12 protein-coding genes are annotated in these 16,368 nt (G+C 66.6%); all 12 read left to right on the plus strand.

Features of this window, described 5'->3' with window-relative positions:
- On the plus strand, positions 1 to 745 hold a 745-nt coding region (locus E6K76_11680), incomplete at its 5' end, for a ParA family protein (GenBank protein TMQ56969.1).
- The gene (locus E6K76_11685; GenBank protein ID TMQ56970.1) at positions 738 to 1,637 is read left to right on the plus strand and encodes a ParB/RepB/Spo0J family partition protein; all 900 of its coding nucleotides are present in this window, start codon (positions 738 to 740) and stop codon (positions 1,635 to 1,637) included. The genes E6K76_11680 and E6K76_11685, both read left to right, overlap by 8 nt.
- A 205-nt stretch (positions 1,638 to 1,842) precedes the next feature.
- Complete coding sequence (locus tag E6K76_11690; GenBank protein TMQ56971.1) at positions 1,843 to 2,859, plus strand: MoxR family ATPase; 1,017 nt, start codon at positions 1,843 to 1,845, stop codon at positions 2,857 to 2,859.
- Positions 2,860 to 2,870: 11 nt separating this feature from the next.
- Positions 2,871 to 3,767: a DUF58 domain-containing protein gene (locus tag E6K76_11695; protein ID TMQ56972.1), complete on the plus strand. Its 897-nt coding sequence runs from the start codon at positions 2,871 to 2,873 to the stop codon at positions 3,765 to 3,767.
- 13 nt (positions 3,768 to 3,780) lie between these two features.
- Positions 3,781 to 5,901 carry a hypothetical protein gene (locus E6K76_11700; protein ID TMQ56973.1) on the plus strand — a complete coding sequence of 707 codons (2,121 nt, stop codon included), beginning with the start codon at positions 3,781 to 3,783 and terminating at the stop codon, positions 5,899 to 5,901.
- Positions 5,898 to 9,344, plus strand: coding sequence for a transcription-repair coupling factor (gene mfd / locus E6K76_11705; protein ID TMQ56974.1), 3,447 nt, complete (start codon positions 5,898 to 5,900; stop codon positions 9,342 to 9,344). The genes E6K76_11700 and mfd overlap by 4 nt, the downstream gene beginning before the upstream one ends.
- A 73-nt stretch (positions 9,345 to 9,417) precedes the next feature.
- Positions 9,418 to 11,139 (plus strand): hypothetical protein, encoded by a 1,722-nt coding sequence (locus tag E6K76_11710; protein TMQ56975.1) that lies wholly within the window; start codon positions 9,418 to 9,420, stop codon positions 11,137 to 11,139.
- Positions 11,136 to 12,461: a hypothetical protein gene (locus tag E6K76_11715; GenBank protein TMQ56976.1), complete on the plus strand. Its 1,326-nt coding sequence runs from the start codon at positions 11,136 to 11,138 to the stop codon at positions 12,459 to 12,461. The genes E6K76_11710 and E6K76_11715 overlap by 4 nt, the downstream gene beginning before the upstream one ends.
- Before the next feature lie 21 nt (positions 12,462 to 12,482).
- On the plus strand, positions 12,483 to 13,532 hold the full coding sequence (pdxA, locus tag E6K76_11720; GenBank protein ID TMQ56977.1) for a 4-hydroxythreonine-4-phosphate dehydrogenase PdxA: 1,050 nt from the start codon (positions 12,483 to 12,485) through the stop codon (positions 13,530 to 13,532).
- Positions 13,529 to 14,221, plus strand: a complete 693-nt coding sequence (locus E6K76_11725) for an ATP-binding cassette domain-containing protein (protein ID TMQ56992.1) — start codon at positions 13,529 to 13,531, stop codon at positions 14,219 to 14,221. The genes pdxA and E6K76_11725 overlap by 4 nt, the downstream gene beginning before the upstream one ends.
- Positions 14,221 to 15,090 carry a hypothetical protein gene (locus E6K76_11730; GenBank protein TMQ56978.1) on the plus strand — a complete coding sequence of 290 codons (870 nt, stop codon included), beginning with the start codon at positions 14,221 to 14,223 and terminating at the stop codon, positions 15,088 to 15,090. The genes E6K76_11725 and E6K76_11730 overlap by 1 nt, the downstream gene beginning before the upstream one ends.
- The gene (locus tag E6K76_11735) at positions 15,078 to 16,367 is read left to right on the plus strand and encodes a hypothetical protein (protein ID TMQ56979.1); all 1,290 of its coding nucleotides are present in this window, start codon (positions 15,078 to 15,080) and stop codon (positions 16,365 to 16,367) included. The genes E6K76_11730 and E6K76_11735 overlap by 13 nt, the downstream gene beginning before the upstream one ends.
- Position 16,368 lies beyond the last annotated feature (1 nt).

The following is a 16,368-nucleotide window of genomic DNA, read 5'->3' on the forward strand; positions in this document are numbered from 1 at the left end:
CGCGAACCAAAAGGGTGGGGTGGGAAAGACGACGACGGCGGTGAATCTCGCGGCCGCTCTAGCGCTGAACCAAAGATCAGTCCTCCTCGTCGATCTGGATCCCCAGGGAAACGCCGGAAGCGGGCTCGGATTTCCAAATCTCAAGAATACGAATCGCGGGATCTACGAGATCTTGACGGGAAGCTTAGCCGTGGATCAAGCCATCGTGGAAACCGGGATCGCGGGACTCAGTCTGGTTCCCTCCGGTCAGCGGCTCGCCGGGGCTGAGGTTGAGTTGGTGGACGCCGAGCGCCGGGAGTATCGGCTCAAGGACGCGCTTGCTTCCCTGACCGACCGCTTCGAATTCATCTTCATCGACGCTCCCCCCTCCCTCGGCATCCTTACTGTCAACGCGCTCACCGCAGCGGGGTCGGTCTTGGTGCCCGTGCAGTGCGAGTACTACGCGCTCGAAGGGTTGAGCCACCTCCTCGGGGCGATTCGGCTCGTGCAGCAGGGGCTCAATCCCTCGCTGCAGATCGAAGGTGTGCTGCTGACGATGTTCGACAACCGCCTGAATCTCTCCCAGCAGGTGCTGGATGAGACCAGGAAGTATTTCGCAGAGCGTGTCTATCGCACCGTCATACCGCGCAATGTCCGCCTCAGCGAGGCGCCCAGTTTCGGAAAGCCGGTCGTTGTCTACGATCCAAGCTGTGCCGGGTCGGTGAGCTACATGAACCTTGCGAGCGAGGTGATGAATCATGGTTAGGAAGGCGTTGGGTCGGGGGCTTGCATCGCTCATTCCGGCTGCCGTGAAGAAGGAGGTTTCGGTTGCGCCCGAGCTTCGGCCAGTGGAGCCGCGGCAGGGCGAGATCCAGCACGTCCTGCTCAGCAAGGTCGTCCGCAATCCCGCACAACCGCGAACCCAGTTCGATCCGAGTACCATCGCCGAGCTGGCAGCTTCGATTCGCGAGCGCGGCGTGCTCCAGCCCGTCCTGGTCCGGCCCTCGGGGGGCGCATTTCAGATTGTCGCGGGGGAGCGCCGATTCTTGGCGGCACGAGAGGCCGGGCTGGAAACAATCCCGGCGATCGTCCGCCAGTTCACCGATCGGGAGGCACTGCTGATCGCGCTGATTGAGAACGTCCAACGGGAAAATCTGAACCCGATGGATGAGGCGCGGGCATACTATAAGTTAGCAATGGAATATGGCCTTCCACACGATGAGATAGGGGAGCGGGTCGGGAAGGATCGCTCGACTGTTTCCAATATACTTCGCTTCAATAACTTGCCGGAAGAGATCCAGGGGCTCCTCGAGGCCGGGAGCATCACGTCGGGCCACGCCCGTGCCCTGCTCGCGCTCCCGAGCGATAAGGCCCAAGCCGATCTGGCGAAATCAGCCGCCGCGCACGGATGGTCGGTGCGTGAACTGGAGGAACGGGTCCGCCGTGTCGGAACCACTCCTTCGGCCGGGCGCTCGCGAAAGGCCCCCAAGCGCGCCTTTTCTTCGGAACTCATGGGGCTCGAAGACGATCTTATGAGAGCCCTGGGTACACGGGTGCGGGTTACCCGCCGCCGAGGGGGGACCGGCTCGATATTCGTCGATTATCACTCCGAAGAAGAGCTCGACCGTCTCGTCACGCTGCTTCGGTCCCTGGGGTGATAAGCACGCCGGATTTCGAGCGCAAGTTGATCCTTGTGGATAACTTGCCTCATGCGGTGGATAACAGGATAAGCGCAGACACCCGAAAGGGTTATTCGTTGATTCCCTATGCCAAAGCCACCAATTATGCACATTGCGGAATTGCGGTGCATACCGTAGCGCATTTCCTGATTCGCCCCTCGGGGGGACCCTCGGAGAGGAGATCATGACGCAGGCCGCGCCGAAGGACGACCTCAAGCTGCTCGACGAGCTGAAGGAGGCTCGAAGCGCCATTCTGGTCGAGTTGCGCAAGGTGATCGTGGGTCAGGATACAGTCGTGGAGCAGCTCCTGACCGTTCTCTTCGCGAACGGCCATTGCCTCCTCGTGGGGGTGCCCGGGCTCGCCAAGACGCTCCTCGTTTCGACGTTGTCGAAGATCCTCGACCTCAAGTTCAGCCGGATCCAATTCACTCCGGATCTCATGCCCTCCGACATCACCGGCACCGAGATTCTGGAGGACGACCCGGTGACCGGACGGCGCGCATTCAAGTTCATCCACGGGCCTATCTTCGCGAACATGGTGCTTGCGGACGAAATCAATCGGACGCCCCCGAAGACCCAAGCCGCGCTTCTTCAGGCGATGCAGGAGTACCGGGTCACGGCGGGGGGAGAGACCTACCCGCTCGCGCTCCCGTTCTTCGTGCTCGCGACGCAGAACCCGATCGAGTTCGAAGGGACGTACCCGCTCCCCGAAGCCCAGCTGGATCGTTTCATGTTCCACATCTCGGTGGGCTATCCGACCGACCAGGAGGAGGAGCGCATCGTCGCGACGACGACGAGCGCCTACGAGGCCGAGCCCAAAAACGTGCTCGCGGTCGATCAAATCCTGGAGCTGCAGCGCCTTGTCCGGCGAATTCCCGTCGCGGATCACGTCGTGCGCTACGCCGTCCGGCTGGCGCGCGCATCGCGGCCGGGGCCGGACAGCGCCTCGTTCGTCCGCGACTGGGTGAGCTGGGGCGCGGGGCCGCGCGCCGCCCAGTACATCGTCCTCGGGGTGAAGGCGCGCGCGGCGCTCCACGGGCGTCCGACGCCAAGCGTGGAGGATGCCAAAGCGGTCGCGCCCTCCGTGCTGCGGCATCGCATCATCCCCAACTTCAACGCGGAAGCCGACGGCATCTCGAGCCTCGACATCATCACAAAGCTCCTCGAGACCACTCCCAGCGTCGACGGCAAGCGCTCGTAGCGGGCGCGGCCATGGCCCAAACGTCGCAGCGACTGCTCGACCCGCACTTCGTGTCGAAGCTCGCCCGACTCGACCTCCGGGCACGCCTCGTGGTCGAAGGGTTTCTCACCGGGCTCCATAAGAGCCCGTATCACGGGTTCAGCGTGGAGTTCGCGGAGCACCGCCAGTACATGCCGGGCGACCCCCTGCGCCACCTGGACTGGAAGGTGCTCGCGAAATCGGACCGCAAGTACCTCAAGCAGTATGAAGAGGAGACGAACCTCCGGGCGACGCTTCTCATCGACACGAGCGCGAGCATGGGCTACTCCTCGCACGGGTTCTCGAAGCTCGATTACGCCAGGCAGCTGGCGGCGTCGCTTGCTTACCTGATGCTCCGGCAGAAAGACGCGGTCGGGATGTTCGCGTTCGCGAGCGGCCGCGGCGAGCTGATCCCTCCGCGCTCCACACCGAGTCACCTGAGGCAGCTCCTCGTCTTGCTGGAGGGGCTGGAAGCGGCCGGGGGGACCGATTTCGCATCCTCCCTTCATGCGCTCGCGGAGCGGGTCAGGCAGCGCGGCCTGATCATCATCCTGTCCGATCTTCTGGATGATCCCGAGCGCATCGCGGGAGCGATCCATCATTTTCGGCACCGGAAGCACGAAGTCCTCGTGTTCCACGTGCTCGATCCGCAGGAGGTCGCCTTTCAGTTCGAGCGGGAAGCGACCTACATCGACCTGGAGAGCGGAGATCGGATCACGACGCGGCCCCAGGAGCTGCGCGGCGATTACCGCAGCCGCGTGCGCGGATGGATGGACCGCATCCGGGAGTTCTGTATCGAGAAGCAGGCCGACTACGTCTCGGTGACGACCGAATTGCCCTACGACCGCGCGCTTCTCGAATATCTCTCCAAGCGGGCCCGCCTGGTCTAAGATCTTCGGGCTGATGTCCTCGTTCTCCTTCCTCAATCCTGGATTTCTCTGGGCGCTCCCGGTTGCGGCGATCCCGATCCTGATTCATTTCCTGAGCAAGCGGAGACTGCCCGAGGTTCGCTTTCCTACCGTGATGTTCCTGCGCGCCCTCGAGCCGCGTGAGATCCGCCGGCTCAAGCTGCGAGAGCTCTTGCTTCTGATCCTGCGCACCCTCGCGATGCTTCTCTTCGTGTGCGCCTTCGCCCGCCCCTCGGTCGAGCCGAAGGGAGCCACGACACGCGCCGCGGCCGCCGTCGCGATCGTGATCGATGACTCGGAGAGCATGGGGGCGATGGACGAGCAGGGCCGGCCGAGGATCGAAAGCGCGCGGGAGCGCGGGCTCGCGCTGGTGGATGCCGCCCGTCCGGGGGATGAGGTCGCGATCACGACGACGACCGGCCCCGACGCGCCGCTCGCGAACCGCGCGGTGGACCGCGTCCGCCTCGAGCGGATGGTGCGGCAGGTCGCGGCGACCTGGTATCCGGCACGGATGGAGGCCGCGTTCGAGCGGGCGCGGCGGTTTCTTGGAAGAACGACGCTCCGTTCCCGCGAGATCTACGTCATCGGGGATTTCCAGGCGAGCAACTTCACGCGCGGAGCGCGCGACAAGCTCGCGGTGATCTCGCGATCGGGGGCGCGGGTGTACCTCCTGCCGCTCGTTTCGTCGCGCGTTCCGAATCATGCGATCGACGATCTCGATCCGGAGCTCCGCCCGGGCCCCCAAGGGAAGGGGCTCGAGCTCAGGACGCGTGTCGTAAATCACGCGGACGCCCCGAGCGAGCGGCTGGCGATCCGCGCGCGGCGAGGCGACGTCCTGATCGGCGGAGGAGATGTGGCGCTCAGGGCCGAGGAGGCAAGATGGGCGTCCCTGCCGATCGAGTGGGGGGCCGGCGCGGCCACGGGAATCGGCGGCGACCCGGGAGCGAAGGCGCCCATCGTGGTCGAATCGGATGTGGATGCGCTCGCCGCAGACGATCGTTGGTATGCCGTGCTCGGCGCGCCGCGGCGGCTCCGCGTGCTGCGCATCGTGGAATCGCGCGCGGGGGCGCCCGCGTCGCGGTTCACGGCCCTCGCGCTGGATCCCCTCCAAGACGGGAGGGGGGGCTATGCGGTCGAAACAGGAACGCCGGCCTCGCTGCTCGGGATCAGCCCCGGCCGGTGCGACGTCGTGCTCCTCGAGGACATCGCCTCCCTGTCCGGTGACGCGGAGGCGAGGCTGCGGGGATTTCTTCGCGAGGGAGGAGGGCTTGTCGTGGCCCTTGGCCCCCACGCGGACCCCGATTTCTACGGGCACAAGCTCTTTCCCGGCGTGATCGATCTCGCGCTCGAAGGAACCGAGCGGGCCGCGGAGGGGCAGGCCTTCGAGGTGCGCGCGCGGGTGCCCTCGCACCCCATCCTCGAGGGGCTCTCGTTGAGCGTGGGCTCGCCCCTCACGCAGTCGAGGCTCACCGCGCTTCTGCGCGGGCGGGTCACGTCCCCCAGGGCCCAGACCGTGGTCGCCACGACCGGCGGCCTGCCGGTCGTCGTCGCCGCGCCCCAGGTCTCGGTATTTCTCGGCTCGTTCTCCGATGACTGGGGCGATCTGCCCTACTCCGGTGCGTTCGTTCCGCTCGTGCGCGGCCTCGTGGACTACGCCGCGCGGGCCTCCTTCCCCGAGGCGCGCGACCGCGGCCTCGTGGGGCGCCCTCCGGCGGCGCGATTCGAGAACGCCCCGGCAGGCGCCGTCGTCGTGCGTGGCCCCGAGTCCTACCGCTCGCAGGCCGAGGTGGTGTCGGAGGGCTCCGGGTTTCGGGCCGTGGCCGATGCCCCCGCGCCGGCGCCCGGCTTTTACATCTTCGACGCCGGCACGCGGGAAGCGGCGACCGTGGCGGTCAACCCGGACCCGGTTGAAAGCGACCTCAGACCGATATCGCTCGATTCGCTACAATCGGGGGTCGCGGAGACACCCCGGGCGCTCCAGACCTTGGGCTCGCTCAAGAGGCATCTCCGCGACACGCGCCAAGGCCGGGAGCTCTGGCTTCTATTGCTCATGGGGTCCGCCATGTTCCTCGCGGCCGAGCTGGCGCTCGGCAGCGCCCGCACCCTGTCACCGTGATCCAGACGGCGAGCTCGCTCGCGGAGCAGCTCCTTCGCGCCGCCGAGCGTCACCCTGGATTCGACGCGCTCCGCTCCCGGGTCGCCGGTGACGCGGCGGCGGTTCCCGTCCGCGGCGTCGCGGGCAGCGCCGGGGCGCTCCTCCTTGCCGGCCTGACGCGTTCCCTCCCGCGGCCCTTCGCCGTCATCGCTCCGGATCTGGATCGCGCGGAGGCATGGCGGGACGACCTTGAGTTCCTCCTCGGGCCGGATCGGGTGGTCTACCTGCCGCCGCACGACGTCGTGCCGTGGAGCTCCCAGGTCGCGACCGGCCCGGTTCGAGACGATCGCATCACGGCAATGCTCCGGCTCGGCGATCCCCATCCGCCCGTTGCCGTGATTCCGGCCGTCTCGCTCTACCGTCTCGCTCCCTCGCCCGCCTCCATCCGCGCGCGGGCGATAACGCTCGCCGCCGGAGTCGAGATCGCGCCGGAGGTCTTGGCGCGGGGGCTCGTCCTGGGAGGCTACCGGTCGGTAAACGAAGTGGGAGAGGTGGGCGAGGTGAGCCGCCGGGGAGGGCTTCTCGACGTTTTCGCGCCCGGGATGCCCTACCCGGTGCGGATCGAATTCGACGGCGACGCGGTCGCTTCGCTCCGCACGTTCGATGTCTCGACTCAGCGCTCGGTCGCCCCGGTCGAGAGCACGCGCATCGCTTCCGCTCGGGAAATCCTCTTTACCGAGGATCTCGAGGAACGGCTCAAGCCGCTCGAGCGCGGGCGGCTTGCGGGGGACCTCGAGGGCGGCCGCATCCGCGACCTCGTAACGGAGGGGGTCTACTTCGAAGGGGTTGATTGGCTCGCGCCCCATCTCGGAATCCCTCTCGGATCCCTTCTGGAATACCTGGCGCCCGGCACGGCGATCTGGATGGACGAGCCCGAGGCGGCCGGACGCGAGCTGGAGTCGGCGGAGCGCGAAGCGGAACGCCTCGAGGCGGACGCGCGCCGGCGCGCCCCACACCTGCCCGAGCGCGAGGAACTCTTCGACCCGCCGGAACGCTCTATCGCGCGTCTCGCCGGGTTCCATCGCATCGAATCCCGCGTCACGGGCGGGCCGGCGGAGCGCGACCCTGTGATCTCGTTCGACGCGCGCCCGCAGCCGTCCTTCGGCCGAAAGCTCGACCTCCTGCGCGGAGAGCTTCGCAGGCTGGCCGAGCTTGGATACGAGCGGGTCATCGTCTGCGACAATCGCGGCCAGGCGGAACGTCTCGAGGAGATCCTGGGAGACGGCGTCGTCAGCGTTGATGTGGGCTCGATCACGGCGGGGTTTGTGCTCCCTCCGGCGCGGATCGCCGTCTTCACGGACCACGAGATCTTCGCGCGCTACCGGCGACGTCGCGGCCGTCGATCGGGTCCTTCGCGGGCTTCGATCCGCGACTTGATGACGCTCGAGCCCGGGCAGTACGTCGTGCACTTGGACCATGGAATCGGGATCTACCGCGGCCTGAAGCGGATCACGCTCGACGGGCAGGACACCGAATGCATTCATATCGAGTACGCACAGAACGATCGCCTGTTCGTTCCGATCGACCAGCTCGGCATGGTGCAGCGATATTCCGCCGAGGAGGGACGCACGCCGCTCATCTCGCGCCTGGGCGGCACCGCGTGGCAGAGGACGAAGGCGAAAGCTCGCCGCGCGATCCGGGAAATGGCCGAGGAGCTCCTCCGGAACTACGCGGTGCGAAAGGCGCGGGACGGTAGAGCCTTCTCGCCGGACACGCCGTGGCAGCGTGAGCTCGAATCCTCGTTCCCTTATGAAGAGACGCCCGATCAGCTTCGCACCGTCGAAGAGGTGAAGCGGGACATGGAGTCCCCCCGCGCGATGGATCGGCTGGTGTGCGGCGACGTGGGATACGGGAAGACGGAAGTCGCGATCCGGGCGGCGTTCAAAGCGGTCCAGGATGGGACCCAGGTCGCGGTGCTCGTCCCGACGACGGTGCTCGCCCAGCAGCACCTCGTGACCTTCACCGAGCGATTCGCCGATTTTCCGGTCCGGATCGACATGCTGAGCCGGTTCCGCTCTCCCCGCGAACAAAAGCAAATCGTGGAGAAGATCCGCCGCGGAGAAGTCGACATCGTGATCGGAACCCACCGGCTCCTTTCCAAAGACGTCCAGTTCAAGAGTCTCGGCCTCGCGGTGATTGACGAGGAGCAGCGCTTCGGGGTCGCCCAAAAGGAGCGGATCCGGACGTTCGTCGAGAACGTCGACGTGCTCACGCTGACGGCGACGCCGATTCCCCGGACGCTCCACATGAGCCTCCTCGGGGCGAGGGACATGTCGGTCATGAACACGCCGCCCCGGGGTCGTTATCCGATCAAGACCGAGATCGTGGAGATGAGCAAGGACGTGATCCGGGATGGGCTCCTCCGCGAGGCCGATCGCGGCGGGCAGTCGTTCTTTGTGCATAACCGCGTCGAGTCGATCGATCGCGTCGCCCACTATCTCCGGAGCGTCGCGCCGCAGCTTCGCTATGGAGTCGCGCACGGCCAGATGCGGGATGTGGATCTGGAGCGCGTCATGCTCGACTTTCTCGAGCGGCGCACCGACGTGCTCGTCACGACCCTGATCATCGAATCCGGGCTCGACATCCCCTCCGTGAACACGATGCTCATGAACCGGGCGGACACCCTCGGTCTCGCACAGATCTATCAGCTCCGCGGCCGGATCGGCCGCTCGCATCACCAGGCGTTTTGCTACCTGTTGGTCCCCGCCGGCACCGTGCTGAGCGAAGAGGCCGAAAAGCGTCTTCGCGTGATCGCGGAGCACGAGGAGCTGGGCGCGGGGCTCACCATCGCGATGCGGGATCTCGAGATCCGCGGCGCCGGAAACCTCCTGGGGCCCGAGCAGCACGGGTTCATGATCAGCGTGGGGTTCGATCTCTACTGCCGCATGGTGGACGAGGTGGTGCAGGAGCTCCAAGGCAAAGCCCCCGAGCGGCGACCCGAACCTTCCATCACGAGCGACCTGCCGGCGTTCATCCCCGAGGAATACATCGCCGATCCGGACGAGAAGCTCGATGCGTACCGCCGGATGGCCGCGGTCACCGAGCCGGGCGAGCTGGAAGAGATTCGAGCCGAGTTCCGCGATCGGTTCGGACCGCTTCCTCCCGAAGCCGAGCACCTCCTCGAGCTGAAAGGGCTCCGCCTGATCGGCAGAGAAGCGGGCGCGACCCGGTTGCGGGTCGGGAGGGATAGGCTCGAAGTGGACTTGGCCGACGCGCTCAGGCGGGAGCAGATACTCCGATTGGTGGCCTCCACTCCAGCCCGGATCGAATTCGCGGGAGGCGGAACGGGGTCCTTCCGCGTCCGAACGCCTGCCGAGCCGATCTCGCTTGCGACAAACCTCTTGCGGGTGCTGGTGGGCTCTGATAGCGTCACGAACCTGCCTCTTCCAGCCGCTGGAAGTTGAACCGCGAGCGGGAGTTCGGGGTACCAGGGGGAAGCGGTGAGGCGCTGGAAGGTCCGCCGATACGACGAATCCAATGAGAAAACTTAGGCCCATCTTGGCCGTGCTGCTTGCGCTCGCGGCTCCCGCATTCCACGACGCCCGGGGGGCGCAGCCGCCTTCCCTCCAGGGCCCCATCGCGACCATCGGGGATCGTCGGGTCGAGGGGGCCGACATTCAGCGCGCGGCTCTCGTGATGGCCGATGATCCGCTGCGGGCCAGAAAACCCGCCCTATGGCGGAAGAAGCTCCTCGATCTCTGCGTCGATCGAGAGCTCCTCGCGTTGGAAGCGGAGCGAGCCGGGTTCCTCAAGGATTCGGCGGTGATGCACGAAATCGAACGCCAGAGGGCGAACGCCCTCTACGCGGTGATCCGAGATCGAATTCTGATTCCCGAGCTCGAGCCCACGGCCGCGCAACTCGACACGGCCCGCGCGGGGGGCCTGTTCCGGCTGGTCAAGGTGTCCTACATCCTGAGCGTCACGGACCCCAAGACGACCCACCAGGTGTCGATCGCGCTCCGGACCGGGGCAAACTTCGATTCGATGGCGTCGCTCTACAGCATTCATTCCTCCTCTACCCGCGGGGGCGATGTTGGATGGATGTGGACCCGCGAGCTGAATCCCGCCTCCCGGAACGCGCTCAAGACCGCGAAGCCGGGAGACCTTTTGGGGCCCTATCCGAATGACCCGGCGCACGAGTTCTACAAAATCGAAGCCTTCAAAGATCCCGACGATGCCGAAATACGCGAGAGGCTTCTGCTCGATCGGGTCCGAGGGCTCGAGTCGCGCTATCACTCTCAACTTCTCATGCGATACAAGCTCGAGCTCAATCCAACCGCCGTGAGCCCGGTCATCTTCGCGGCGGCCACCGAGCGGGCCGACTCGATCCTGGCATCGCTCGGTCCCGACGGAACCCGGCCGGGTCAGGGGGTGCGGCCGGGCCTTGGGATTCTCGCGCGCTTGGAGGGGGATTCGATCACATACTTGGATATCGCGTTTCCGGACATCTTGCCGCGGGACGAGGACGGAAAGGCGCACATCGAGGACACGCAGAGGCTCACGCTCGTATGCGCGACGGCGGTGCTTCCCCGCCTCATCGCCCGGGACGCGCACGAGCGCGGCATCGATCGCGACCCCGCGGTCGCGCGGGTGCTGCGCCTGATCGGGGAGGAGGTCTCGACGCGGGCGATGGTGACGAAAGCCGTACCGGCTCCGAGCGACCCGGGCGCGATCCGCGCGTACTTCGAGTCCCACGCGGCGAGATATCGGCGACCCCCCGCCCGGCGCGCGCTGGTCGCGATGTTCGGCTCGGAGGATAGCGCGCGGATGTCGTTGCGCGCCTGGAACGGGATCGGATTTGGAGATTCCGCCTTGATCGCGCACGGGCTCCGGGCGCAAGAGCGGGCGACCACGGCCACGCTTCTTCCTCGCTTTTACGCGGAGGTTCCACTCTTCGAGACGGACAAGGACCCCCTGAGCCTGGCGGTTCGGAGCTTGAACGAGGGTCAGATGTCGCCCGTGGTCCAGACGCCGCACGGCTATGCGCTCGCTCTGGTGCTCGGTCGGGAGGCGGCCCGGCCCATGACGTTCTCCGAAGCAGCCGCCGATGCCGCGGTCGACGCCCGGGAGGACCGAGAGGGGGCCTGGGTCGCAAGCCAGTTGGACGGGCTGCGGGCCGCGACGCCCGCCCGGACGGTGCCCGCTCGGCTGGACGCGGTCCGACTCGGGAGCCTGAACCCAGGAGGAAAACGCCGATGAGGCGTGATGGAATCATGCGTATCGCCCGGATCGCGGCCTTCGCGGTTCTTGCGACCGTGGCGCTTCCCGCGATGCGGGACAGCGCGGCCAACGAGAGGATCGCGGCGATCGTCAACAAGGAGGTGATTCTCGAGTCCGACGTGGACGAGCAGCTTCGAACCGCCATAGGGACCCTGCATGCCGATCCGAGCGACTCGGCGGCGGTCGCGAAGCTTCGAAAGGACGTGCTCCAGCAGCTCATCGACGAACAGGTGATTCTGGCGGAGGCGCAGCGGCAGGGCATTACGATCGCGAAAGCCGATCTCGACCAGGCGGTGAAGCAAGCGGTGGAAAACGTTCGCGCGCGGCTTGGAACCGAGCAAAATTTTCAGCGCGCGCTGACGGAGGAGAGGACGACCGAGATTGAGCTGCGTCGGAAGTACGAGCCGGAAGTGAAGAAGCAGCTTCTCGTGATGCGTCTTGTCGGACGCGAGGTCCAGAGCAAAACCACGGTGACCGATGCCGAAGTGAAGGCCTTCTTCACGGCGCGGCGCGACTCTCTGGCAAAGAAACCCGAGCAACTGAAGCTCTCGGCGATCGTGCTCGGGTTCGAACCCGACTCGATTCAGGTGAAACGGCTCCGCGTGCGCGCGGACAGCCTCCGGAACCTCATCGTGGGCAAGGGCCGCCCGTTCGAGGAAATCGCGAAGAAATTCTCGGACGATCCTTCCGGTGTGAGGGGGGGCGACCTGGGCACGTTCGGGCATGGAGAAATGGTGGGGGAGTTCGAGGACGTGGCCTTTGCGCTCAAGCCGATGACCGTGAGCCAGCCCGTCCGCAGCCGGTACGGATGGCACATCATCCAGGTGCTGGAGCATTTCGCCAAGACCGACACGTCGGGGGAAAGGGTCCACGCGCGGCACGTCTTGATTCAGGCGGCGCTCAAGCCGGCCGACGAGGAGCGCGCCCGCAAACGGGCGCTCGCGGTGCGGGATTCCCTTCTCAAGGGGGTCGACTTCGCCGCCATGGCGAAGCGCTACTCCATGGACACCTCGACCAAGGACTCGGGCGGTTTCCTCGGAGAGGTGGCGGTGCCCAACCTTCCTCCGTCATTCCGGGAGCCCCTGACTGGCCTCCGCGAGGGAGAGGTGAGCGTCCCTCTCAAGGGGGAAGCCGGCTACTATGTCTTCAAGCTCCTGGGACGCGTCCCCGAGAGAGAGTATCGGCTCGAAGAAATCAAAGAGGATCTGAAACGGATCGTCCTGGACCAGAAGCTCAAGGATGCGTACGACCGCTGGTTGGACCGGATCCGTAAGAACGTCAACATCGAGGTCAAGGACTGAACTCGAGGAGACCGCACGTACATGGCGGCGCGCCGGCACACGCTCCTCTTCACGATGGGAGATCCCGCGGGGATCGGCCCGGAGATCCTGGTCCGAACGCTCGCGCTCAACGCGCTTCGACGTGAGGCGCGCCTTGTTGCGGTCGGCGATCCCGAGGTGATCGATCGGGCCGCGCGTCACGCGCGCGTCCCGCTGCGATTTCGGCCGATCGCCCCGGATCAGTTCGATCCCCTGGCGCACGGCGCTGCGGCGATCCCGCTCGTCATGTCGACCGCGGGCGTCTGGGGAAACTTCGACCCGGGCATCCCCTCCGCGGAGACGGGGAGCACGGCAGCCCGGGCGATCGAGGTCGCGGCCAAGCTCGCCCTGGAGGGCCGCGCGAGCGGCATCGTGACCGCCCCCATCTCCAAGAAGGCGCTCCACCTGGCCGGGTATCCTTTTCCGGGTCACACGGAGTTCCTCGGCTCGCTGAGCGGCTCGCGCGACACGCGCATGCTTTTCGCAGGCGGCCGCTTCCGAATCGTCCTCGCGACGGTCCACCTGGCGCTGCGACGCGTGCCGGAGGAGCTCGAGCCCGAATCGCTCTCGAGCACGATCCAATATGCGGCCGCCGCGCTCCGCAATTTCCGGTGGGGACCGAAGAAGGCGGTCGCCGTCCTCGCGCTCAACCCGCACGCCGGAGAGGACGGGCTTTTCGGGGACGAGGAGAAGCGCGTGATCCGTCCGGCGATGGAGCGGGCGCGCGCGAACGGCATCCGCACCGAGGGTCCCTTCCCCGCCGATACTTTTTTTGCCCGCCACGCTTTCGCGAACGGCTTCGGGATCACCGTTGCGATGTACCACGACCAGGGTCTGATCGCCGCGAAGATGGACGGGATCGGGGGCTCGGCGAACGTGACTTTGGGTCTTCCGTTCCTCCGCACCTCGGTCGATCACGGCACCGCCTTCGATCGCGCGTGGAAGCGCGGCGCCCGTCGGCCCGATCCCTCCGGGCTCGTCAAAGCCGCGCGTGTCGCGATCGACCTGGCCGCCCGAACCGGCGGCCGCCGATTGGAATGGACATGGCCCTGATCCGCCTCGACCACGTGACCAAGTATTATCGGGACCGCCTCGCTCTGAGCGACGTGTCGCTCTCGTTTGAGCCGAGCGAGTGGGTCTTCATCACGGGGCCGAGCGGCGCCGGGAAATCCACCCTCCTTCGTCTCGTATCCTTGGCGGAGCGGCCGACGCGCGGACGCGTGGAGGCGGAGCCCGGCATGCGACGCACGATCGGAATGCTGGGGCAGGAATTCCGTCTTCTCGCCGACCGAAACGTGTACGAGAACATCGCCATCGCCTGCCGGATCGCGGGGGTCTGGGAGCGCGAGGAGATCCGCGAGCGCGTGACCCCGCTCCTGGATGAGATGGGACTCCGGAGCATGGGGGGGCTTTTCCCGGGCGAGCTCTCCGCGGGGGAAAAACAGCGCGTCGCGCTCGCGCGCGCGCTGGTCCGGCACCCCCGGATTCTCATCGCGGATGAGCCCACGGGGAATCTAGACCCGACGGCCGCGTCGCAGATTTTCTCCCTCATGCGCCAGTACCGGGACCGCGAGACGCTCGTGCTGGTCGCGACCCACGTGGAGGACTGGACCCAGCGTCACCCCGGGCGCGTCATCCGACTCGAGCAAGGGGTCGTGTGCTCCGACGCGGCGGGACCGACCTCCTCCCCTGGCTCACGGCCGGACGCCGCCCCACGACCGGACGTCGCCGGGGGCATCTGATGGGGCCTCTCCGCTACATCGCGACCGAGCTTTGGCGCACGCTCAGCCGCCATCGCACACTCTGCCTCGCCAGCGTTCTTTCGATGTCCTCGATCCTGCTCATCCTCCTTCTCTTCATGATGGTGCTCACCGGCGTCGACGACTACACCAAGCAGCTCGAGTCACGGGAGGAAATCTCGGTTTTCTTGAACGAAGGGCTCGCGCGCCAGGACGTCGACCTGCTCGGCGCGCACCTTCGGCTCCTGGCGGGCGCGGACAGCGTTCGCTTCGTGAGCAAAGACGAGGCATGGGAGCAATTCCGTGCCGACGTGGGAGACGAGGCACTGCTCCAGGCTGTCGGCGGCAATCCCCTGCCCTCTTCGTTCGTGATCCGGCCGAAGCCGGAGTATCGGACGGCGGAGGGGGTGCGATCGATCGCGCGCCAGGCGGAAACGCTCCCGCATGTGGAGGACGTGCGCTACGCGGGAGAATGGGTGCTCCGCGCCGAGCAGGTGACAAGGACGCTGCACCAGATCGGGGCGGTGCTCGGCCTCATCATCCTGATCGGCGTTCTCTTCGTGGTGGGGGCGACGACGCGCCTCGCGATTCAGGCCCGGCTCGATTCGGTCCACCTGATCCGCTCGCTCGGGGGAGGCTTTCTCTTCACCGAGGCCCCCTATCTCGCGGAAGGATTCGTCCTCGCGACGATCTCCTCGACGATCACGATCTTGCTGGCGCGCGCGATCCACGATTCCCTCACCGAAGGGCTCTTCCACCTCCCGATGCCCTCGACGGATATCCTCCTCGGATTCGCGGCGGCGGGCGGCCTCCTCGGGCTTCTCGGAAGCTGGATCGCGGTCGCGACGCTGCCGAGGAAATGGCTCCTCTAGGCCGGCGCCTCGCCGCGGTGGCGCTGGCGATGGGCGTGGTGTGGGGTGTCGCCGTCTTCGCAGCTCCCGAGGCCTTCGCCCAGGGCGTGGCTCCACCCGAGGCCGAGCCGCCCGCCGGGGTCCCGCCCGCCGCGGCGCCCCCCGACACGACGAAGCGGGTGGTCGACGAGACACAGGCCGAGATCGAGAACCAGAAACGGGAGCTGGACGCGCTCGGCCGGGAGCTCGAGGAGCGCCGGGCCAAATCGCAGCAGCTCCGAGGCCGCGAGCGGAATCTGCTCGGCGATCTGAAGGAGAAAGAGGTTCAGCTCTCCCTCACGATCCGTTACATGTCCGCGCTCGAGCGCCGGCGGAGGATCGTCTCGGCGGATCTTGGAGGCGCGACCTCGGAGCTTGCGCGCACGGCGGTTCAGCTCGAAGGGGATCGCCGGCGCCTCGCCTGGCGCCTCCGCGAGATCTACAAGCGCGGGCGAAGCCGCGACCTCGAATACCTTCTCTCGGCGCGGTCCTTTCCGGACCTCGTCAACCGCACCTATTTCCTCGCCAAGATCGCCCGCGAGGACCGAAATCAGCTGATGCTGACGCAGGCGCACCGCGTGGAGGTCCAGGACACGAAGGCACGGCTCGAAGAGCGGCAGCGGGAGCTCGACCGGTTGAAGCGCGAGACCGAACGGCAGCGGCGCGTCCAGAAGCAGCTCACGGAGGAGCGGCGTCAGCTCCTCGTGCAGATCCGGGGGGAGCGGAAGTCGAACGAGCAGGCCGCGGCGGAGCTCGAGCGGGCGAGCAAGCGAATCCAGGCCCTGATCGGGGAGTTGGAGAAGCGACGCCTCGCGTCCGAACGCGGGGCCCCGGGCGGGGTGATGCCCCTCTTCGGCGATTTCTCCAAGAACCGGGGCCGGTTGCCCTGGCCGGTGACCGGCAGGATCGTCGGGGCGTTCGGGTACCAGAAAAATCCTCGCTTCGGCACCTCGACTTATAATAGTGGAATCGACATCGCGGTCCCGTTCGGGACCCCCATCGCGGCCGTTTCCAAGGCGCGCGTCGACTACGTGAGCTGGCTCGACGGGTACGGCAAGTGTGCTATACTAAATCACGGTGGCGGCTTCTACACGCTGTACGCCCATGCCTCCGAAATCCTTGTCGCGGTTGGCAGGGAAGTAGCCGCGGGGGAGGTCATTGGCCGGGTCGGGGATACCGGCTCCACCATCGGGACGGCCCTCCATTTCGAGATCCGGCAGGGGAAGACGGCGCTTAATCCCCTCGACTGGTTCCGTTGAG

It is taken from the genome of Candidatus Eisenbacteria bacterium (genome assembly GCA_005893275.1).
GTDB lineage: Bacteria > Eisenbacteria > RBG-16-71-46 > SZUA-252 > SZUA-252 > WS-7.